The following is a 21,082-nucleotide window of genomic DNA, read 5'->3' on the forward strand; positions in this document are numbered from 1 at the left end:
CGGACCAAATGCCTCGAGTATCGGTGATCACGGGATATTACAACCGGAGCGACGTCGTCGATCGGACGCTATCCTCCATCCTCTCTCAGACGTACGCCGACTTGGAGTTAGTGGTGTTTGATGATGCTTCGAGCGACGGCACCGCGGCTGCAATAGAGCGATTCGCTGACACGGCAGAGGACTCCCGCCTGAGGGTGCGAGCGCATAAGTCCAACCTGGGGTTCGTGAGAGGCCTCGCTGAGGCGATCGCGGACACAGATAGCGAGTTCATCGCCATCCAGGGATCGGGAGACGTGTCCCACGCTTCACGCCTGGAACGCCAAGTAGAGCTTTTCGATGCCCGCCGCGAAGTGGGCGCTGTGGGTTGTTGGTATTACAACATCGTTGAGCATGAAGGGATACGCCGGCTACGCAAGCCGGATGCTGACGCGGCAGACTTAAGTTCGTTGATGGAGCGCAATGTTTTTTCCCATGGGGAGGTCATGATCCGCCGATCTGCCTATGACGCGGTGGGCGGGTATCGCGTGGCATTCAGCAATTCGCAGGACGTCGACCTGTGGCTACGACTTGTCCAAGTGGCGCGGCTGGCGACCGTAAAGGAGCCGCTGTACGAGCGTTATGTCCAATTTGACGGCGTCTCCTACCACCCCCGCAAGCTCGCCAAACAGGCGCGCTACTCCATCGCCGCCCGCCAACTTGTCGACATGCCGGCGGCGGAGGCCGACTACTGGCTACAGCGAATTGAGGCGGAGGGGCCGGGCGCGTTGGTGCCAGATGACCACCCCATCCTTCAGCGGCGCTACATGCACTCAGCGATTCGTTCCGCCATCTGGGGCGCGACGGATGATGCGGTTGAGATCGCGTCCCATCTCCACCCTGCTGCCAAGCGACGGCTCGTGGTCGCCGCCTTACGCGCCGCCGCAACGCCGGTAGCAAAGCCACTGCTCACGTTTGCACGCAAAGCTCTCGGAGTGTCATCGTGACCCTGCAGGTCACGCATACGCCCCCAGATGCTGCTCAGCGCACCGTGCTCGAGCGACATGATTGTCGGCGACGTTAGAAGTCACCCACCTAGGAAGTGCACCACCGCCAGGGCCTCGTTATGGCCTATGTACTTTCATCGTTCTGACTGTGAACCCAACTGAGGAGCAGACGCCTAAACGCTTCGGTGGCCTCCCAGCACAGTCGACAAGCAGTCTGCCGAGGGGACCTCGGAGTAGGTTCGGCTCACACGCCTGTGGTTACTTCGCAGGTCATCGGACCGCCGAGGGCTCTCCCGGAATGCGGCCGCGATCCTGTCACGCAGCAGTCACCCGCCGCTCAAGCGCGAGGGGCCGTCCTCTCATCTGCGGAGGCGGGCTCTCTCCCCTGCTCGCAGCGTCGTCTCACCCATCCCCGAGGACGGCGCAATAGCAAACGCGAGCAGCAGGGGAATGATGTGCCCAGCGTCTAGATCAGCTTGAACGGCCCAGATCCCTACGAACAGGCCCGCAATCGCGGCTGTGACATCTCCCTCGCGAACCGCCCGCGCAACAAGCGCGACGATAAGCACGACGAAGAGAACGGCAGCGAGGAGGCCAGCGCGAAACGCCAACCCGAGCACGGTTGAATGCGTTCCCACCGACGCAACGAGGCCCTCCTCGCGAGGCTTGACGCCATAACCGAGCACCGGGAAAGGATGAGCCCCAATGTAGGACAGCGTTGCACCGTACACCTCGCCCCGCGACGCCGAAGAACCCCCCCGGAGATCATCGACTTCATCAAGGGTTGCGAGTATTGCGGTTCGCCAATTTATCGCGGCGGCTAGGCCCAGGATGAGAGAAACCGCCACTATTCCAGCCGCCACAAGCTGATTCCGCTTGGCCACCGCGACGCACGCCGCCGCCAATATCACGAGTGGGATCAGAGCGTATGTCGTTCGGCTGAGCGAGTAGTAAGCAACAGGGAGAGCGGCGGCCAAGCCCAGCGCACGCGCCCACCACGGAATGGTCTTAATGGACGCCACGATTAGCCCCGCCGCGGCGGCGAAGCCCCCCGCCGAAACCGCTTGGCTCATCATCCCGGATGTCCGCATTTCGACCCGGCCTATCCAGGACGCTGTGACCATGTCTGGCCGCCCTAGGTCGCCGAAGTTTCCGGGCAGCCGACTAGCGATCTCGCTAAAGATAGGGACTGGCAGGCGCTGAGGAAAGACCTGAAGGGCGAGGATCACCAGCAGCACCTGAACCACAAGGACAAGGAGAAGGCGCAGGCTCAGATCCCGGCGAAAGTCGTGCTTCGCAGCAGCATCCAAGATGGCCGCAATGACTATCCAGACACCCGCGTTATACAGAGCGGAGATTGCTCGGCTGGCATCGACATTGAAGGCGAGCAGACCGATTGGAATCGACATCACGTTGAGTACAGCTATACACAGTGGTAGGAACGCGAGCCCGACGATCCTTGTCCGGATGATGTAGAACCCCGAAGCCACAGCGAGTGCTGCCATCAGGGCGCCCGCGAACCCAGTAGCCCAGACCAGGGGGTATAGCCCCATCGCCAGGACTACCACACGGCCAAAGCGCATCGCGTGCTCGACGTCTCGCGCCGCGCCATCTGCGCCGATTCGCGGTGCTTTTGTTGGGGGTGTTGACCCCAGAGTGTCGATCAAAGGTTACGTTCCATGTCGTCTATGGGGCACTCATCAGAGTCGAACCTGTGACGGCCGGATCTCTCCGGACGTGGCATCGTGGTCGCGTCCTTGCACTTGCTTGCGTAAGCGGAATCGCTGAGCGATCAAGAGCCCGGTCAACTTGAACGGCTCGACCAAGTAGCGGTACGCCAGCCGACGGGGGTCGCGCGCGAGGCGATACAGCCATTCAAGTCCCATGCGGCCCATCCAACGTGGAGCAAGGTGCTGAACTCCGGCGTAGTAGTCAAAGCAGCCGCCGACGTTGGCAACAACCTTTCCTTCAAGCAGATTCTTATTCCGCAGGATCCAGTGTTCTTGGAGCGGCATTCCCATCCCGACCAAGACAACATCCGCATCGTCGATCTGCCTGCGAAGCTCAGCCTCCACTACCCAGCTGCTGTAGCCATCAATCCCGCTCCAGCGCACGCCTGGGAAATGTTCGTTCATGTGATGCTCCGTAGCGCGGGCAGCGTGCTTCGTTCCGCCGACAGCAAGGACAGACAGCCCGTCCGCAACGGGCATGAAAGCGTCGAGCCAGTCGGTGCTTCCGACTCGCAACCGGGTCGGGATCCGTCCAAACCACGCGATGGGAGCACCATCGACGAGGATCACGTCACACGATTCACAATATGCGTGGAACTTAGGATCCGTGTGGAAGACGTACGCGCCGTGCAAGTTGAGGTTTCCGATCACTACGCCATTCCGCGATCGGGCACGGTCCAGTACAAGCTCCACCGTCTCGCCGACCGACAGCGGGGTGACATCGACACCAAGAAGAGGAACGCGCGACCGAGCGGGGGGTATTGACTTCGCCCTGCTTTCACTCACCCGTCCAGTGTAGGAGCGATGTGTTAACGCGATGCGTCGGGCGCAAGAAGTCGCAGTAGGCTGATGCCGTGCGAGCCGCCGGCAGCCTCGACGGCACGAACAACGCGCCCGTCGATGCCGCGAAACAAGTCAAGGACAGGTGACGGGCGTGGCGTCAGTGGGCATTATGTCGATGCAGCGGATCTTCAACTACGGATCGTCGCTGCAGGCGTACGCGCTGCGAAGGCTTATCGAAGAGACGCAGCCGGAGTCGCGTGTGTCATTCGTCGATTACGAACCCGGGCCGACGCTCGTTGCGGCGGAAAATCAACCGCGTGAGCCACGCGGGCGCGTCGGCCGGGCGCTGGCGAAGCTTCGCGATTACAGCGATGTCGACGCAACGTTGCGAGACAAACTTCGGTTCTTCAACCACAAGCGCACATACGCTTCCAAGTACTTCCCGCTGATTGGAGTGCCCACTAACCGAAGCCGCGACCTGGATCTCGATCTGCAGGTCATCGGTAGCGATGAAGTGTTCAACTGCGTCCAGAGCAACGTCAATGTGGGGTACGCTCGGGACCTTTTCGGGCACGCGTCCCGCGCACGGCGTGTCGTGTCCTACGCCGCCTCTTTCGGCAACACGACCCTTGCCAAGATCGAGGCTGCAGGTATCCGAGGGGAGCTCGCGGAAGATCTTTCGCGCTTCCACGCGATTTCCGTCCGTGATCGTAACTCGCAGCGAGTGGTCGAAGCCCTCACGGGCCAGACCCCAGAGATCCATCTGGATCCAACCCTGGTCCACGACTTTTCCACGTTGCCCCCCGCCGCCGGCGAATCCGCCCGGCGCGGCAAGTATGTAATCGTGTACGGGTATTCCGGCCGTCTCGCTCCTGACGAAAACGCGGACGTGCGCCGCTTTGCCGACAGTATCGGCGCACGCGTCCTCGCCCTCGGGGGGCTTCAATCGTCGGCCGATGAGTTCGTCGACTGTGATCCGTTCACGCTCTTGTCATACTTCCGGGACGCAGCGGCAGTGGTCACAGACACGTTCCATGGGACCATCTTCTCGATCATCAACGAGGTCCCTTTCGCGACCATCATTCGCACAAGTTCGGGGCACGGATACGGGAACGAGGAAAAGCTGGGCTACCTGCTCGAGGTGCTTGGGTTGAGTGACCGAGCAATCCGCCCTCGCGACGACCTTGCCGCACTGCTAACCAGGCCAATCGATTTTTCCGGGGTTCGCGCTATCCGCGACCGGGAGAGAGAGCGGACCACCACGTATCTGTCCAGCGTCCTCAGCACGGTATAGAGAGCGTGAGCGTATGAAGATCAATGCGAGTAGACCAAAGCAGTCCGTAAAGCGAGTTGCGCAGGCGGGACGGCTGACCGTCCACGCATTCCGCGACAACGTGCGATTCTGGCGTTACTCGTCGCTGTCCACATTCGACAGCCAGTACGAGCAGTTGGTCGGCCGCATCATGTACAACGTTCACGCACTCGAAAAGGGGCTCGCGCAGCGGGCGGACTGGCGCCCCGGTCGGGGGCGAAAGGCTCTCCGCAACCTTAACGATGCCCTCGCCGTATACACACAGCGTGGATTCGAGAAGTCTTCGTATGCATTCGTCGAAGGCCTGTCGATACTCCAGCGTTACCGTGAGCGGCACGCGGAACATCAGGACGAAATCCGGTTCTTGACGGAGATTATTGACCCGCGGTTCCTCACTCCCGATTCCCCCGAGATCTATAGCCGCGCAGGCGTTAAGGCCGTGAAGCGGGCCGACAAAGCCACCAACGCCACAAAGGGCTTCTTCGAACTGAGCCGGGGGCGATCCAGCGTCCGAGACTTCTCGGGCGCTGGAATCGATACGGATCGCGTGATGAACGCCGTGCAGAGCGCCGAGAAGACTCCCTCCGTGTGTAACCGCCAGGGGTGGCGGGTCTATTGGACCGAAGACAAGGAGCTCGCCCGCGAGGTTCTCAAGCATCAGCGCGGCTTCAGCTATCGGCAAATGCCTGAAGTGCTGCTCTGTGTCACCGTCTCCAACAGTGTGTTCGTCAGTCCGGTGGAGAGAAACCAAGGTTTTATCGACGGCGGGCTTTACGCGATGTCGGTGCTATACGGGCTGGAAGCAGAAGGCCTCGCGGCGGTCCCGCTGAACGCATGTCTCTACGCGCGTGACCGCGACGCCGTTCAACGGCTACTTTCGATCGACCCCTCGGAAGAGATCATCATGTTCATCGCGGTCGGAGACCACCCGGAAGAGACGATCGTGCCCGTCTCTGACCGCCGACCAACCGAGAGCTATCTACGCGTCAGGTAGACCCACCCACCCACGGACGTACGCGCGGCCCGTCATCGATCGAAACCGGCATCTGGTATTAACGGACGCGTTCCTATAGGACGCGTAATTGGAACCTGTGAGGAGTCATATGAGGCTGTCTGTGATCGGTTGCGGGTATCTCGGCGCCGTACACGCGGCATCGATGGCGTCGATCGGCCACGACGTGGTCGGAATCGACGTCGACGAGCGGAAAATTGCGTCGCTGTCGAAGGGCGAGGCGCCGTTCTTCGAACCGGGGCTATCGGAAATCCTGTCCGAGGGAATTCAGTCCGGCCGCCTACGCTTCACGACCGACATGTCGGAGGCGCAGGGCGCCAAGGTCCACTTCGTCGGCGTCGGCACCCCGCAAGTCAAGGACGGCTACGCGGCCGACATGACGTACGTGAACGCCGCCGTCGATGGGCTGCTGCCATACCTCTCTGCCGGCGACGTCGTGGCCGGTAAGTCGACTGTTCCGGTAGGCACCGCAGCGGACCTGGCTGAGCGCGTCACGCCCACTGGTGCGACGCTCGTCTGGAACCCGGAGTTCCTGCGCGAGGGGTGGGCTGTGCAAGACACGATCGACCCCGACCGGCTCGTGGCCGGCGTCCCTGCCGGAGAGGACGGGGAGCGGGCAGCTGACGTACTGCGTGAGGTGTACCACCCCTCCATCGCGAAGGACACGCCGTTCATCGTCACCGACTACGCCACGGCGGAGCTCGTGAAGGTCGCGGCCAACGCGTTCCTCGCGACCAAGATCTCATTCATCAACGCGATGGCGGAGATCGCTGAGGTCACCGGCGCTGATGTGACCACGCTGGCTGACGCGATCGGGCACGACGCCCGCATCGGTCGACGGTTCCTCGGGGCTGGCATCGGGTTCGGCGGTGGGTGTCTGCCGAAGGACATCCGGGCCTTCTCGGCACGAGCCGAAGAACTTGGCCGTGGCGAGTCCGTAGCCTTCCTCCGGGAGGTCGACGCCATCAACCTCCGCCGCCGTGACCGGGCCGTCGACCTCGTGGTCAACGCGCTCGGCGGAGCGGTCTTCAAGAAGAACATCACCGTCCTCGGTGCGGCGTTCAAGCCGCACAGCGACGACATCCGCGACTCCCCCGCCCTCGACGTCGCCGTGCGCCTCCACGGGCTCGGGGCGTGGGTGACGATCACCGATCCTGCGGCGATCGAGAATGCCCGCCGCATCCACCCGCAACTCAACTACGTTGAAGACCGCGACGAGGCACTGCGCGGTGCAGATGCCGTCATCGTCGTCACCGAGTGGGATGAGTACCGACGGGAGCTGTCGCCCGAACATGCCGGGTCACTCGTGAGCGGGAAGGTGCTCGTCGACGGGCGCAACTGCCTCGACGCGGGTGCGTGGCGAGCTGCCGGCTGGCAGTACTTCGGCATGGGGCGTCCGTAGCGCGCAAAGATCTACCAACCACCACGGTTGACGCAGTCGCGGCTCCGAAGCCGGGCAGCGGGCCGGCGTACACATCGCCGAATATGTCCATGGTCGAAGGTGGCACCGTCAACTGGGTCGCCGCCGAGCGCCATCGGGCGGTACTGGGCTGGGTGTTTGTGACCAACCCCTTACGGAAACGCGGAACCCACCGGCTCGACCTTGTCTCAAGCGGCGGTGGAAGCGCCCCCGACAACAACGCGTGACGAACTGGCGCGCATCGATCTGAGGAATGGCGAATGGCCCGCCCCACCGCGGTGGGGGAGGGCCATTTTTCGTTCTACGGCGAGCCAGCGGAAAGGGCTTGGCCGAGAACCTTTGAAAGAGCTGCGCTGAAGACCGAGGTGATGTGATTGTCGTCGCGGTACACCAGGATGTCACCGATAACTGGGGAGCACTCGGCGGTGCAGAAGTAGGCCAGGAGATCGACGTACGATGAGCCTTGCTCTGAGGCGGCTTGCTCCTCGGCGTCGCGGATAGGGGCGTTGATCGCCTCTGCTGTGGGCTTCGCGCAGGCCTCAGTGTCCATGAGGTTCGCTGACAGGCAGATCGCGGGGGTAGTCCCCATGGCCGGAGTATCAGCGAGCACGACGGCAGGGACATCGATGGCTGCAAGTGTCTTCGCGAGGCCACGACCCCAGGTCCCGGGGACCGTGCCCGTTCCCATCTCGTAGTCGACATTGGCGAAGCCAGACAACGCCACGAACTGGGGTGGGTCCGAATTGAGCCTCGCGATGACATCCTGCCGCCACGCGTCGCAGGCCTCATACGGCACGCTGTCTCGGATGATGGTTACGTCTGCCGGCGGGCACGCCGACTTCGTGAAGACCTGCACGGAATATCCCTCGTCGACGGCGAACCGTGCGAGCGCCGGGAACCACTGCGCCGCGTGGGAGTCTCCGAACAGCGCGATCCTCGGCGAGGCAGGATCCCCTATCAGACAGTCCTGAGCGGCGCGGGCCTCTACCCCGACGTGGCACCCATCGCCGTAGATGCTCGGGGCGTCTTCTGACACCTTGGTCAGGCTGGGGGTCAGGTTGGCGGGGACGAAGGTGGTCACCGCTGGCGGGGAAGTGAGAGCTGAAGGAGTGGCACTGCGTCCGGCATCCATCGGGGCAGCGTTGTATGCGACGAGAGCGGTCGCGGCGATAGCCACCGACGCTGCCGACGCTGCCAGTGCCATTAGGAGCGAGCGGCGAGGGCGTGCCTTCGCGAGGAAGGGGGCGTCGCGTACAGGGTTCTCGACGAACTTGTACATTAACCATGCTGCGGGTACACACGCGGCTGCGATGAGGAGCGTCAGCCACAGCGGGAGGGTGGTCCCGAATCCGATGGCAGCCTGGGGGACGAGCAGCGCGGGCCAGTGGACAAGGTAGAGCGAGTAGGAGATCGCGCCGACGAAGAGCATCCCTCGGGTGGACAGTACCGACCCAGGGCCGTAAGGAGATGGTGTCGCTCCCGCGAGGATGACGGCAGCGGTCGCGGCCACAGGAACCGCCGCCCAGTAACCCGGGAACGGCGTGAGCGACGTGAACAACACCACCGAAGCCAGAATGCCCGCCACACCGGACCACCCGACGACCGCGGACACGCCCGCCGGCAAGAGTCGAGGGCGACGAGAGAGAAGGACGGCGACGACCCCGCCCGCCCCCAGTTCCCACGCTCGAGTCGGGAGCGAGAAGAACGCCCATGGCTGCGATCGGAACGTGAGAAGGACGCATGCGGCGAACGAGAGAGTTACGACAACGAGAAGTGCGGCGAACAGAGCGCGACGTGATCGAATGAACCGCCAACCCGCGGCGAGCAGCACCGGCCACACGAGATAGAACTGCTCCTCGACGCCGAGCGACCAGTAGTGCTGGAAGAGAGACGGGACCGACTCGGCAAGGTAGTTCGTCCCGTCGATCGCGAACAGCATGTTCGGAACGTAGAGCGCGGTCGCGGCGGCCCCCCGCCACACCTCGTTAAGGAGCAGTGGCGGATACCAGATCAACGCCGCGACAACGGACAAGATCAGGATCAGGAACGACGCAGGGAGGATGCGTCGCGCGCGACGCGCGTAGAAGCTCGCGAAGCGAATTCGCCCCTCGCGCTCCAGCCCTGTTAGAAGGTGTGACGTGATCAGGAATCCGGAGATAACGAAAAAGATGTCAACGCCGACATAACCACCTGGGAGGAAGGGAACCCCCGCGTGGTACAGAACTACGGCCCCCACGGCGATTGCGCGCAAACCCTGGATATCACCACGGAACGCGCTCTTGGTCGTCTGCGGCTTGCCCCGAGTCACGCTCGCGAGCGTATCGGACGCGCGTTTCCGATACGTAACCCCGTCGTCACGAGGTTGGCTTAGGACACTACGGACGGCCCATGTGGAAGTAGAACCGAGAGACCAGTTCCTCGGCGTTAACTGAATGGTTCTCCGCTCTGGGGTGACGCTTTGACAAGGGCCCGAAGCCGGGGCGACGACCCAGTCGTACCACGCATCGACGCCTGAGCTGGCCCGCTGGACGTCGCTCAGGATCGGCGTCGCATTTACGGAGGCGCGAACGTACGTCGCCGCTCTGGATGGCCGCTCAAGCCCCAGAGCGAGTGTCTCGTTGAGTGGGGCTGCTTGAGGCCGTAAACCAGATGCCGTCACGTCGTCACCGAGTGGGATGAGTACCGACGGGAGCTGTCTCCCGAACATGCCGGGTCGCTCGTGAGCGGGAAGGCGCTCGTCGGCGGGCGCAACTGCCTCGACGCGGGTGCGTGGCGAGTGGCGGGTGGGAGTACTACGGCATGGGCGGCCCTGAACGACTCGCTGTCCGTCCCTACGGTTCTACCGAGAGCGACTCTCCGGGACCACTCGCCACGCGTGCTCGGTGCGGGGTGCCAGGGTGCCTGAGAACGGCGGTGCGTCATCCTCCTCGAGCACCGTCGTCTCGACCGCGCTGCCAACCCCCTCGAGGATGCGGGAGACGTCGACGGGTAACGCAGACTCCGTGACATTGCGCACGCGGAGGATCAGGCCGTCACCGAACGTAGCGGGCTTGAGAGTCACCTCGAGCCCCGACCCATCCGGCACCGCAAGGAAGTGTCCGCTCCGGGCACGCCGTGGGATGTAGTCGCGCAGCACGATCGGAGGCACGGCCTGTTCCTGGGCGAATCGCTGCGCGGAGGCGACGTCGCACCCGCCCGCGTGCGTGGTCAGGCGGTACCGGAGCTGAACCGGGCCCTCTTGGCTCGCCTTGAAGTTCACCATCCAGTGGTTGTTCATCGCCCACGAGACGATCGCGGGATGCTCCGGTTCGAAGTCATCCGCGATCTGGTTGGTGGTGATTCCACCCAACTGCACGAGCGGGGCATCGAGCGGCACGACGGTGACCCCGCGGTCCGCATCACTGACATCCACCCACCAGCGGATCGGGAAGAAGTCACGCACGGCGCCGGGCAGCTGCTCGACCCCGGGCTGGAGGGCGACGCCGTTGACGTCCGCGGTGTAGTGCTGGCCATCCAACGCGAGCGGGAAGACCACGTACACGGACTCCGGCTCCACCTGCGGAGCCTTGTCGAGGCGCCAGTCCAGGTGCAGCACCCGCTCCCCCGCCGGTAGTGCGACCCGCAGGGTGGCCGAACGGGCGCCGCGCAACGCGACGTCCGCCTCGATGGCCACGAGACCCGGCTCGCGGACGACCCGAGTGGCGAGAACAGAAGTCGGGCGCTGCCGGTCGAACGGCGGGTCGGTCTGCCAGTATCCGAAGTCCCAGCTTCCGAAGTCCTGGAGATAGAGCGCGTCCCGTCCGGCAGGCGAGTCCACCACCTCGTGCACGGCCTCGCCGAAGACTCCATCGTCGAAAGCGCCGGCGAAGTCGTGCCCCGTCTCCTTCTCCACCCACTCGGTTACACGGCCCGTGGCCTTGTCGACGGTGACCCGGTAGAACGCGTTCTCGATGGTGGCGACGTGATCCCCTTCCGAGGTTCTCAAGTCGACCTCGTCGATCGCTCCGTCCAGCGGCGCGAACGCATAGCCGGAACCGGGAACCGTCACCCGCACCCGCGCGAGATCCGTGTGCGGCGGGCCGCCCCACGGCACATCACGCGGGAAGAAGCTCTCCAGCATCCCGGCCGGCGCACCGCCTGACCGGAACTCGGGCACCTCGACGGTGACGGTCCGTTCGAACGCAAGGGTGTTGAAGACCAGAAGTTCCGCGGCCGGGTCGGTCGGGTAGGCGACATCGGTGTCGACGTCTCCCAAGTTGAAGCGTCCCTCCGGCACGCGGTCGGCCAGGGAGTCCGCGAGCTGTCGCGCGTTCCGTGCGAGCATGTCGTGGCTGTGCATCGCGGCGTCGTACGCGTAGTTCGCCTTCTTGTTCCACTGCGCCTTCGTGAACAGCGAGTCGGGGGCGTCGATGCTGGAGAACCCGCCCCACGTGTGCTCGTCGTAGAGGGTCATCGACTCGTACACGTTCTCCACGAACTGGCCCGCGAGATCGGGTGAGCGGCCATCCGCGAGCAGCCAGGCCCCGAGTGTCTCGGCCGCCCCCACGATCTCGTGGGTCGAGCGGTTCAGGGCCGTCTCGTAGGCGCTCGAGGCCGCACCGTCGGCCCACCAGTCCGTCCAGTCGCCGCGCCAGGTGGGCAGCTGATCGCTCCAGTTGTCGCGAAGGTAGTCGCGGAAGACCCGGGGGGTCGAGAACTCAAGGGCGGGCGTGCGCCCCTCCGCATTCCACCGTTGGACGAAGTCGGCCATGCGCGCGTCGGGCGGGCCGTTGTCCACCCGCATGGGATGCGTGGACTCGACGTACAGCGTGTCGTACGGGAACGACTCGTCCTGCTCAAGCGCGTCGAGATAGAACGGCAGCGACTGGTCCACGAGCCGCCAGTCGCCGAGCTTGGCCTGGCTGCGGCCGAAGAGGTAATGGAAGCCGTTCCACGTCAGGAGCCGTCCGCCGGCCGGCCCCTCCCACCAGAACCCGCCCGGGAAGGGCCGCGGCGCACGCCCACGCGACTGATTGATCGCCAGCGTCAGGAAGTCCACGCCGATCACCGGAAGCAGGTCGGCGAAGAGCCAGCTGATGCCGTTGACGTCGTCCTGCATCGCGGTCTCCACGGTGATGCCCATCTCCTCGCGGAGCACGCGCACCGGGTACAGGCTTCGCCGCATCTGCTCGGGGTTCAGCAGCGGCGTCAGGTTGTACTGCATCGCCGCCACATCGATCGCGCCCTGCTGCTGCCAGTACCGAAAGCGCTCCTGCTCGGCCTGACCGGCGTCGCGCAGGTAGCGGACCACGGGTGTCGTGACCTCGCACACCCAGCGGTAGCGATCCGGCTCCTCGCGATCGGCCGTCTTCTCGATCAGGTCGAGTGCGTCGCGGACGAACTCGCCGTGCTGACGGAAAGCGACATCCTGGTAGTCGTTGAACCCGATGTCGTGGTGCGTGTGATTCGCGATCAGTATGCGCGTGATCTGCGTCATGCGGCAGTCCTCTCTCGTCAGTGGGCCCGGCGATGCTCGGGGTGCAGCTCGCCGTTCAGCGCCGCCTCCATGACCCCGCGCGGCCGGTCGATGCGGGCATAGAGCGTGGCTTGTGCCGCGTGGTACAGATCGGGCTTGCCATCCCAGGTGGTGAGGTCCGGCCGGTTCATCGGATCGAGTTCGTGCCACCACGAACCCCCGGCACGGTCGACCAGGTGGGTGGTCGTGAAGTCCCAGAAGCGCTCGTACGAGGCGCGATAGCCCTCGTCGCCGGTCAGGGAGAAAAGCGATGCAGCGGCGCCGAGTGCCTCTGCGACCGCCCAGTGCATGCGATGCCGATTGACGGGCATCCCGTCGAATCCCACCGAGTAGACGATGCCGCCGTGCTCCTCATCCCACCCGTCCTGGAGGGCGCGGTCGAACAGGGCGCGTGCCGCCGAGGTCCACTGCGCCGCTCCGCCCGCATCGTGCACCGCCAGATAGGTCAGCAGCCGGGCCCACTCGAACGAGTGACCGGGAAGGGTTCCGAACGGACGGAACGGATCATCCGGGGCGTCCGCGCCGAACCCCGGGTCGACGGTCCACTGCGTCGTATAGTGCTCGGGCACGCGCCAGTCGTGGTGCGGCGCCACGTCGAGCACGAATCGCTGCGCGAGCCGGATGGCGCGCTCCAGCCACGGGGCATCCGCGGTTGCCTCGTAGGCGGCGATCGACGCCTCGGCGAGATGCATGTTGGCGTTCTGGCCCCGGTAGGAACCGACCGGCTTCCCCGCCTGGACCAGTTCGTCGGCGGCGCCGACGGCGTCATCCCAGAAGAGATCGTCGATCACGCCGGCGGCCTGCGTGAACAGGCGGTCGCCGCTGGGGTGACCGGCACTGAGGGCGCTCGCTCCGGCCAGCAACACGAAGGCGTGCGCGTAGGCGCCGTACGGCCCCGCCGCCCGCGTGCCATCGGCGTCCAGCGAATCGACGAACGCGCCGGTCTCCGGATCGAGGTGCCGGTCGAGGAGCGCGGCCAGCGCGTCGTCCGCGCCCTCCTTGGCGCCGGGAACGCCGAGAGCCGCAGCGAGGAGGAAGCAGTGGGCGAGCCTGGCCGTGCCATAGAGCGCGATTGGGCGGCTGGCGTCCACCGTTCCGTCGGTGCGGCGCCATCTCAGACGATCGAGTCCCCGTGGCTCGGCGAAGAACCGCGTCAACCGCTCGAACTCCGCCGCCAGCTCATCGCTGTGGCGCGGCGAGGCGAGCCGCGTCATCCGACTCCCCGGAGGCTGCTGACGAAGAACCTCTGACAGGTGAGGAACAAGACCACCGTCGGAATCGACACGAGCAGCGCGGCTGCGAGCACCACGGGCGGGCCGAGGCTGACGAACCCGCCGTTGATCTCGGCCATCGCCGCCATGACCGGCCGGCGATCCGGGCTGGTCGTCAGCGTGATGCCGAACAGCAGGTCGTTCCACACCCAGGTGAACTGGAAGATGAATGCGGCGAACAGCGATGACCGGATGAGCGGCAGGTGGATCTGAGCGAACAGCCGTCCCCATCCTGCGCCGTCGAGCTTCGCCGCCTCCGTCACCTCGGGCGGCAGAGTCGTCAGGTAGTTCCGCACGATGAAGAATGCGAAGGGGACGCAGATGGCCGAGTAGATGAGGATCATCCCCAGGGTCGTGTCATACAGCCCGGCACCCACATACCCGCGGAACAGTGGCGCGAGGAAGATCTGCAGCGGCAGCAGCGTGCCGAGGTAGATCAGCCAGAACCATAAGGTCGGCCACCGCGCGGGCATCACGACGACGGCGAAGCCGGCGAGAGCCGCAGCGAGCACCGCGATCCCGGCCGAGACGGTGGAGTAGATCAGGCTGTTGACCATGCCCAGGCCCAGCCCCGATTGACTCCACGCGGCCGCGATGTTCTCGAAGAGCGCGAACCCGTTCGGCAGCCACTGCGGTTGGCCGCGGTAGTTCGCGACGGGCGTGATCGCGTTCACGATGAGCAGATAGATCGGCAGCGTCCACACGATCGCGAACACGGCCAGGAAGATATTGCGGATGACGCGGGTCATGTCACACCGCCTTCAGCTGCTGGCGCAGGTACGTCCAGGAGGCGCCGACCACGATGATGGACAGGATGACGGCGACCGCCGCGCCGTAGCCGTAGTCGCTCACGATGAACGTCTGGCGGTACATCGTCACCGCGAGGGTCTCCGACGCCGCTCCCGGACCGCCCTTGGTGAGCAGCCAGATGATGTCGAACACACGCAGGCTGTTCGCGATGGACATGCCGATGACGACGACGGTGACCGGGCGCAGCTGCGGCACGATGACGTGCCAGAAAAGCCGGAAGCCCGACGCGCCGTCGAGGGTGCCGGCTTCGATCGTCTCGGTCGGGATCGCCTGCAGCCCGACGAGGAAGAGGATGACCGCGACCCCGGTCGCCTGCCACGTGCTGGCGAAGATCATGACGATGGTGTTCGTCGGCCAGGTCAGGAGCCAGCCGGAGGCCGGAGCCGCTCCGCCGAAGAAGGTGATGGCCTGGTTGAGCGCACCGTCGGAGCGGAGGATGAAGCCCCAGATGACGGCGGTCGCGGTGCCGGACAGGGCGTACGGCAGGATGAAGGCGTAGCGGATCCAGCGCCCGCCGCGCATCTGGTTCGTGAAGACCGCGACGAGCAGGCCGAACCCGACCGGCAGGATCAGGGTTCCCACGATCCACAGCAGCGTGTTGATCAGAGACTGACCGAAGGTCGGGTCTTGAAACAGCCGAATGTAGTTGTCGATGCCGTTCGGCCGTGAGGTGAAGCCGTTGTCCTGCGTGAAGCTCTGCGCGAACGTGAGCACGAACGGCAGAAGCAGCATGACCGCCACGAGCCCGGCCGCGGGCAGCAGGAACGGGATCGCGGTCCACCGGTCGCGCGTCAATTGCGCTCCGGGACGAGACGTGCCGGGACGCCGGGGGCCCCGGCCCGGGAGCGATCGCTCCCGGGCCGGGGCCTCCAGGGTGGAAGACTCCACTACTTCGCGGCCTTCCAGTTCGCCCATTCGGAATCCGCCAGCGCCTGCAGCTTCTCGAGGGTGGGCATGATGTTCGCTTCACTCGGGTCGGCCATGAAGGCACCGAAGAACTGCACGCCGCCCTCGATGAGCGCCGGCGGGCCGGCCTCCCAGTAGCGGACCAGTTCGACGGGCTGCTTCTCCTGAACCTGGTCGAGCACCGATCCGAGCACGGCATCGTCCGTCGTCACCATCGGGTTGGCGGAGGTGTCCTTCAGCTCGGTGATCCACGGCTCCTGAACGTCGGGGTTCAGCCAGTTGGCCATGATCTCCTTCGCGCCTTCGGCATTGGGCGCCTTGGCGGCGAGGGTCACCACACCGGATTCCACGATCACCGACGGGTCGACGCCGTCCATGGCGGGAAGAAGGTAGGCACCGTAGCTGTCCTCATCCATCCCCTCAGCGAACGTGCCGTTGCGCCAAGTTCCCATCGGCACCTGGGCCACGGTTCCCGCCGCAAACAGCGACGGCTCGTTGTCCCACGCAGTGTCGGCCGCGGTGAACCATCCAGCCTGGTACATGTCCGACCAGATCTTCATGGCCTGCTGCGCGGTCTCGTCCGTGTACTTTGCCTTGCCGTCCATGAGGTCGGAGTAGAACTGCGGGTCGAGCTTCGACAGGATCTCGGCGAACCAGATGAACGACGTCCATCCGGCCTGCTGCGTCGCGAACAGCGGCGTGACGCCCGCGTCCTTGATCTTGGCGTTGTTCGACTCAAACTCCTCCCATGTGGTGGGCGCCTCGATGCCCACCTGCTCGAAGACGTCTTTGTTGTAGAAGACCACCCAGTAGCTCTTGTAGAGCGGCAGGCCGTAGACCTTGCCGTCATACGAGAAGCTGTCGCGCGTGTCGGGGTTGACCCATCCCTCGTCGACTGCGGTGTCCCACTCCTCCGTCAGATCGGCGAGCCCGCCGGAGCGGACCAACTCCTGAAGGCGGTAGCCGTTCCACCACTTCACCAGGTCAGTCGTGCTCGACGTCTGAAGCGACGAGCGCACGATCTGCTGGTAGTTCTCGGTCGACGGAACGTCACGGGCCTCGAGCTGGAAGCCCGTGATCTCCTTGAGCGCGTCACCGGCGAGGGCGTAGCCGTCAGCGAAGTCTGCGCGGTCACCGTTCAGGGTGACCACGTCGGTGTCGCCGCTGCCGCTGGAAGAGCCCTGGCTACAGGCGACCAAAGATGCGGCAAGGGCCACTCCCACCGCGGCTGCTGCCCACCGGCGTCGTGTGCTGTGTGTGCGGTTCATGTGTGCGGAATCCTCCTTGATGTCCACAGATGGCACGCTATCCCGCGCGCATCGGCTTGGTAACGATATCAGAATGGCCGAGTGGCACCCTGATGTCCAGTCATTCGGCCTCGTTGCGGGTTCCCCGCACGTAGGCCTTGACGGTCGCGAAGCGTTCGCTCCGCGAGTTCTCGGTGCGTTCGATCGCATATCGGCCGACGCCGGCCGGGACGATGAACGTCTCTGCGTAATGCACGACGAACGGGTCGAAGGCTCCGTCGGGACTGACGACGCGGACCTCGTCACCTTCCACCAGGTTGAGCACGTTGACGGTGCCCTCCGTGTCGTGTGCGGCTCGGTCGACGAACCAGTGGCGCCGCGTCTCCAGGAACTCCAGGGCGTGCAGCCCGGTGCGCTCCTCGCGGACGCCGTCGGCTTCGGACAGCACTTCCACCTGGTCGAGGAGGTTCTCCCTCACCCACGCGGTGTCGCGGTCCCACTGGATGTTCCGCTCTCCGTGGTCGAGATGCACAGGGCGGGGAACGCCGTCCAGACCCACGCGCCCCCAGTCCCAAAGCTTGAACGTGAAGATAAAGGGAGTGGCCGATATCTCGAGCACCATCGAGTCAGCGCCCGAGCAGTGCACCGTACCGGCGGGAATCGCGAAGTGATCGTGCGCACGAGCGGGGAAGACGTTGACGTACTTCTCGGCGTCGAATCCCTCCCCGCCGGCCTCCGCGGTCCGCAGATCTCGCATCATCGCCTCTGGATCGATCCCCTCGCGCAGACCGAGATAGACCACGGCATCGTCGGCCGCATCCAGGAGGTAGTAGCTCTCGTCCTGGGTGTAGTGCATACCGAAGGTGCGCTGAATGTAATCGGTGAGGGGGTGCACCTGCAGGCTGAGGTTCTGACCTTCCACTGTGTCGAGGAAGTCGAACCGGATGGGAAATTCCGCGCCGAAGCGCGCGAACGTTCGAGCGCCGAGCAGCCCGACCGGCTCCGAGAGGACCAGGTCCATCGCGGGGATCTCGATGACACCGCCCTCACCCTCGAGAAGCAGTGAGTTCTCCTCGGGCACGCAATCGAAGCACCACGCGTAATTCTGTTTGGCCTCATCCAGACCGATCACGCGCTTCATCCACTGCCCGCCCCAGACGCCCGGATCGAAGAAGGGCACGACCCGGAACGGACGCTGCGTGGCGCCCCGGAGGGCGGCGCGGAAAGCATCGCCGTCGATGCCCCCGGCTGCGGCCCTATCTCCGGATTCGGCGGACGGTGCGATGGCGTTCCCATCGATCACAAAATCCAGCCGATCTAACAACTCCATCTTGTGCCGGTCGGCCGCACGCCATTCCACGAAGAATCCGCGCTTGTACTTGCGAAGGTTGTCCTCGGAGCCGTTGCTCGATCGCCAGTTGGGTGCACCCGCTCGCTGCCGCAGCTGAAGTTCCCACCGAGCCATGTCGATGAGGGCGAGCACGGTGCGCCCGGAACCTTGGACCAGCCCCTCCAGCAGGGCCGCGCCCCAGCCGGTCACCAGGACCGGGACGTCGGACGTGTCGATCTCGGCGGCCAGCGCGGCAAGCTGATCGGCGTCGTAGAAGTCCGCAAGCCGGGCGTGACTCATCACCCCGAAGACACGGTCGTCCGTCAGATTGGCTGCGATCATCGCGTCGATCTCGGTGACGGGGCGAGCTGCTTCCTCAACGTCTATGACGCGCCACTGCGGAAGCGCGGCGGTGACCTCGGCGATCACCGCATCCACGTCAGCTCCCGGGTACGCATCCGCCAGGACGAGCGGCGTTCGCTGTCCAGCCCTCTCGGCGGCCGTCTCCGCGAGTCGTCGCCACAGTTCGGGACCGCGCAGGATGCGTGCGCCCTCGGGCAGCGGGATTGTCGGCTGCGTGTCGTAGGTGGCTGTTGCCGGGGTCGAAGGGGCGCGTGTCGCGTCCGTCATCGATCTTTCCTTCCTTCGGTGACGAGGCGGGTCACCGCGTCACGGGGTCATCCGAATCACGGGCATCCCGCGCCAGCGCAGCCAGCCCACGAACCACCGAGAATTGCGGTTGGGCCGCGATGCGAACCTGCGGGCGGTGTGCAGAGGGCCAGAGGTGCCGGTGGACGTACGCTTCGATAGGACCGCGCACGCCCTCCCCCGCCGCAAGCACGCCGCCTGACAGAACGACGACGTCGGGGTCGTACATGTGGCAGAGGGTCACGGCCGTGGCACCCCACACCCGGAGATATGCCTGCGCGAGCAACGCAGCCTCCGAGCCAGCGGCGGCCGCGAACAGCGTCTTCAGGTCAGGTGCAACTCCCGGAGCGCGATGCCCCAGCGCCCACGCGCTCGCCAGCGACTCGCCGCATCCGACGTTGCCGCATGGGCACGCCGCCGCATGGACGTCCGTAGTGAGGTGTCCGCCGAGAATGCCGGCGTGGCCGCGAGCGCCGCGCACGAGGCGACCCTCCATCACGGCGGCCGTGCCGATTCCGGTACCCAGGGTCAGGAGAACGACGTTGTCCACGTCGGACGCAACGCCGTGACGCCACTCCCCGACGAGCGCCGCACGCGCGTCATTCTCAACGATGGTCGGCACGCCGAAGCGATGCGCGAAATCTTCGCGGATGTCACGATCACGCATCCACTCGTACTTGTCATTGGCGTGCAGCATCCGCCCCTTCGTGTCGACGACGCCCGGTAATGCGACGCCCACCGCATCCGGTACCCGGCCCGCGAGGACCTCGTCAACCAGGTCGCTTGCGCGCTCGAAGTCGCTGGGGGTACCGGAAACGGGAACAGCCCCGGAGGCCACGACGGCGAAGCTACGGTCGACGACGCCGACTTTGATGTCGGTGCCGCCGAAGTCGATGCCCAGTTGCATCCCGCCCCCTTCGCCCGGTAATTGGTAACGTTACCAGCGCTATCGGTCGGTTGCCAATCAGCACTCCCCCGCGGTTATGCGCGGCCCGCCAGCCGGACGGGAAGCACGACCTCGCGGGGATCATTCGCCTCATCAGCCCCATCCAGGCGCGCCACGAGGAGGCGAGCGGCCTCACGGCCGAGCTCGCGCGGATCGTGCTCCACGACGCCGACTGGCACGGGCATCAGCTGGGAGAGCTCGAAGTCGTCGAAGCTGATGATCTCGATCGGCGCGATGGATCCCGCCTTCACGCGGGTCCCGATTTCCGCAACAGCACCGATTGCATTCCGGTTGTTGGCGCAGAAGATGGCGGTCGGCGGTTCGGGAAGGGCGAGAAGGGCTGCGGTCGCAGCCTGCGCCGCCGGCACGTCCTGCTGGCCGACGCGCACCAGGTCGGGATCGACGATGAGGCCCCGCGCCCCGTGCGCTGCCTCGAAACCGGCGAGGCGACGTCGACCGGTGAAGATCGCCGAGGCGTTACCGAGGAATGCGATCCGTCGGTGCCCCTGGCCCAGCAGCTGTTCGGTAGCGGCCCGGGCGCCGCCCTCGTCGTCCAGAACGACACTGTCGGCCGACACGCCGGGGAGCCGTCGCGAGGCCAGCACCACGGGAACACCCTCGGCGATGGACCGGCGCAGATGCGCACCATCGCTGTCGGTGGGAACGACGATGAGACCATCGACGCGCCGTCCGAGGAAGTCGTGCACCAGCTGACGCTCGCGGTCGGGGTCTTCCGCGGTGTTGCCGAGGATGATCCGCCGCCCCGACGCCAACACCGCCTCCTCCACCCCGAGAGTGAAAGTGCCGTAATAGGGATTGGCGATATTGGTGATCGCGACGCCGATGAGCCCGCTGCTCTGACCCGGCCGAATGCTGCGGGCGTTCTCGTTGCGGCGGTACCCGAGCTCCGCGACCGCGGCCATCACGCGCGCCTGCACATCCGGCCGGACGTTGGTCCCCCCGGCGAGTGTGCGCGACACCGTCATCGGGCTCACGCCCGCACGGGCGGCGACCTCCTTGACGGTGGGTGGCCGTCCGACACTGACCACTCGACCACCTCCACCAACGTTCGCGCCCGCACCGCGACCGCCAGGGAACGCTACCATCAGGCGGCAGGCGGGCCCGGGCGACGTGCCCGCCTGCCGCAGGCGACGCACCCATCGGAGTGG

Annotated in this window: 15 protein-coding genes; 4 read left to right on the top strand and 11 right to left on the bottom strand. The window is 65.3% G+C overall.

From position 1 onward, the window contains the following. The first annotated feature begins 8 nt into the window (after positions 1 to 8). Positions 9 to 983, top strand: coding sequence for a glycosyltransferase family 2 protein (locus AC4FS1_RS08870; protein WP_491154278.1), 975 nt, complete (start codon positions 9 to 11; stop codon positions 981 to 983). A 359-nt stretch (positions 984 to 1,342) separates the two neighbouring features. On the opposite strand, the gene AC4FS1_RS08875 is transcribed toward AC4FS1_RS08870, so the two are convergent. Both AC4FS1_RS08875 and AC4FS1_RS08880 read right to left on the bottom strand, forming a co-directional pair. Next, a complete protein-coding gene (locus tag AC4FS1_RS08875) occupies positions 1,343 to 2,488 on the bottom strand; it encodes an O-antigen ligase family protein (RefSeq protein ID WP_491154280.1) in 1,146 nt (381 codons plus the stop codon). Positions 2,489 to 2,683: 195 nt separating this feature from the next. Next, positions 2,684 to 3,499: a WecB/TagA/CpsF family glycosyltransferase gene (locus AC4FS1_RS08880; RefSeq protein WP_491154282.1), complete on the bottom strand. Its 816-nt coding sequence runs from the start codon at positions 3,497 to 3,499 to the stop codon at positions 2,684 to 2,686. Between the two features lie 172 nt (positions 3,500 to 3,671). Between AC4FS1_RS08880 and AC4FS1_RS08885 the strand changes: the two genes are divergently transcribed. The 3 genes from AC4FS1_RS08885 to AC4FS1_RS08895 all read left to right on the top strand — a co-directional run bounded on the left by AC4FS1_RS08885 (position 3,672) and on the right by AC4FS1_RS08895 (position 7,222). Continuing rightward, entirely contained in the window at positions 3,672 to 4,790 is a 1,119-nt protein-coding gene (locus AC4FS1_RS08885) for a polysaccharide pyruvyl transferase family protein (protein ID WP_491154284.1), read from the top strand. A 13-nt stretch (positions 4,791 to 4,803) separates the two neighbouring features. Beyond that, positions 4,804 to 5,802: a nitroreductase family protein gene (locus AC4FS1_RS08890; protein ID WP_491154286.1), complete on the top strand. Its 999-nt coding sequence runs from the start codon at positions 4,804 to 4,806 to the stop codon at positions 5,800 to 5,802. Positions 5,803 to 5,911: 109 nt separating this feature from the next. Next, positions 5,912 to 7,222, top strand: coding sequence for a UDP-glucose dehydrogenase family protein (locus AC4FS1_RS08895; protein WP_491154287.1), 1,311 nt, complete (start codon positions 5,912 to 5,914; stop codon positions 7,220 to 7,222). A gap of 319 nt (positions 7,223 to 7,541) precedes the next feature. On the opposite strand, the gene AC4FS1_RS08900 is transcribed toward AC4FS1_RS08895, so the two are convergent. The 9 genes from AC4FS1_RS08900 to AC4FS1_RS08940 form a co-directional block, all read right to left on the bottom strand. Then, complete coding sequence (locus AC4FS1_RS08900) at positions 7,542 to 9,947, bottom strand: acyltransferase family protein (RefSeq protein WP_491154289.1); 2,406 nt, start codon at positions 9,945 to 9,947, stop codon at positions 7,542 to 7,544. A 132-nt stretch (positions 9,948 to 10,079) separates the two neighbouring features. After that, positions 10,080 to 12,716, bottom strand: coding sequence for a glycoside hydrolase family 38 N-terminal domain-containing protein (locus tag AC4FS1_RS08905; RefSeq protein ID WP_491154291.1), 2,637 nt, complete (start codon positions 12,714 to 12,716; stop codon positions 10,080 to 10,082). Positions 12,717 to 12,733: 17 nt separating this feature from the next. Next, entirely contained in the window at positions 12,734 to 13,969 is a 1,236-nt protein-coding gene (locus AC4FS1_RS08910) for an AGE family epimerase/isomerase (protein ID WP_491154293.1), read from the bottom strand. Beyond that, the gene (locus AC4FS1_RS08915) at positions 13,966 to 14,775 is read right to left on the bottom strand and encodes a carbohydrate ABC transporter permease (protein ID WP_491154294.1); all 810 of its coding nucleotides are present in this window, start codon (positions 14,773 to 14,775) and stop codon (positions 13,966 to 13,968) included. The genes AC4FS1_RS08910 and AC4FS1_RS08915 overlap by 4 nt, the downstream gene beginning before the upstream one ends. 1 nt (position 14,776) lies before the next feature. Next, positions 14,777 to 15,631, bottom strand: coding sequence for a carbohydrate ABC transporter permease (locus AC4FS1_RS08920; RefSeq protein WP_491154296.1), 855 nt, complete (start codon positions 15,629 to 15,631; stop codon positions 14,777 to 14,779). Positions 15,632 to 15,723: 92 nt separating this feature from the next. Then, a complete protein-coding gene (locus tag AC4FS1_RS08925; protein ID WP_491154298.1) occupies positions 15,724 to 17,010 on the bottom strand; it encodes an ABC transporter substrate-binding protein in 1,287 nt (428 codons plus the stop codon). Between the two features lie 100 nt (positions 17,011 to 17,110). Then, positions 17,111 to 18,949, bottom strand: a complete 1,839-nt coding sequence (locus tag AC4FS1_RS08930; RefSeq protein ID WP_491154300.1) for a class I mannose-6-phosphate isomerase — start codon at positions 18,947 to 18,949, stop codon at positions 17,111 to 17,113. Between the two features lie 31 nt (positions 18,950 to 18,980). Continuing rightward, positions 18,981 to 19,874 (bottom strand): ROK family protein, encoded by an 894-nt coding sequence (locus tag AC4FS1_RS08935; protein ID WP_491154302.1) that lies wholly within the window; start codon positions 19,872 to 19,874, stop codon positions 18,981 to 18,983. A 74-nt stretch (positions 19,875 to 19,948) separates the two neighbouring features. Next, on the bottom strand, positions 19,949 to 20,962 hold the full coding sequence (locus AC4FS1_RS08940; RefSeq protein ID WP_491154304.1) for a LacI family DNA-binding transcriptional regulator: 1,014 nt from the start codon (positions 20,960 to 20,962) through the stop codon (positions 19,949 to 19,951). Positions 20,963 to 21,082 lie beyond the last annotated feature (120 nt).

This window comes from Microbacterium sp. Z12_35, assembly GCF_058310475.1.

Bases quoted from the DNA above. Each gene is read 5' to 3' on its own strand.
- AC4FS1_RS08870 (WP_491154278.1), top strand. From the start codon at position 9: ATGCCTCGAGTATCGGTGATCACGGGATATTACAACCGGAGCGACGTC.
- AC4FS1_RS08875 (WP_491154280.1), bottom strand. From the start codon at position 2,488: ATGGCAGCACTCGCTGTGGCTTCGGGGTTCTACATCATCCGGACAAGG.
- AC4FS1_RS08885 (WP_491154284.1), top strand. From the start codon at position 3,672: ATGCAGCGGATCTTCAACTACGGATCGTCGCTGCAGGCGTACGCGCTG.
- AC4FS1_RS08890 (WP_491154286.1), top strand. From the start codon at position 4,804: ATGAAGATCAATGCGAGTAGACCAAAGCAGTCCGTAAAGCGAGTTGCG.
- AC4FS1_RS08895 (WP_491154287.1), top strand. From the start codon at position 5,912: ATGAGGCTGTCTGTGATCGGTTGCGGGTATCTCGGCGCCGTACACGCG.
- AC4FS1_RS08900 (WP_491154289.1), bottom strand. From the start codon at position 9,947: ATGTTCGGGAGACAGCTCCCGTCGGTACTCATCCCACTCGGTGACGAC.
- AC4FS1_RS08905 (WP_491154291.1), bottom strand. From the start codon at position 12,716: ATGACGCAGATCACGCGCATACTGATCGCGAATCACACGCACCACGAC.
- AC4FS1_RS08910 (WP_491154293.1), bottom strand. From the start codon at position 13,969: ATGACGCGGCTCGCCTCGCCGCGCCACAGCGATGAGCTGGCGGCGGAG.
- AC4FS1_RS08915 (WP_491154294.1), bottom strand. From the start codon at position 14,775: ATGACCCGCGTCATCCGCAATATCTTCCTGGCCGTGTTCGCGATCGTG.
- AC4FS1_RS08925 (WP_491154298.1), bottom strand. From the start codon at position 17,010: ATGAACCGCACACACAGCACACGACGCCGGTGGGCAGCAGCCGCGGTG.
- AC4FS1_RS08930 (WP_491154300.1), bottom strand. From the start codon at position 18,949: ATGACGGACGCGACACGCGCCCCTTCGACCCCGGCAACAGCCACCTAC.
- AC4FS1_RS08935 (WP_491154302.1), bottom strand. From the start codon at position 19,874: ATGCAACTGGGCATCGACTTCGGCGGCACCGACATCAAAGTCGGCGTC.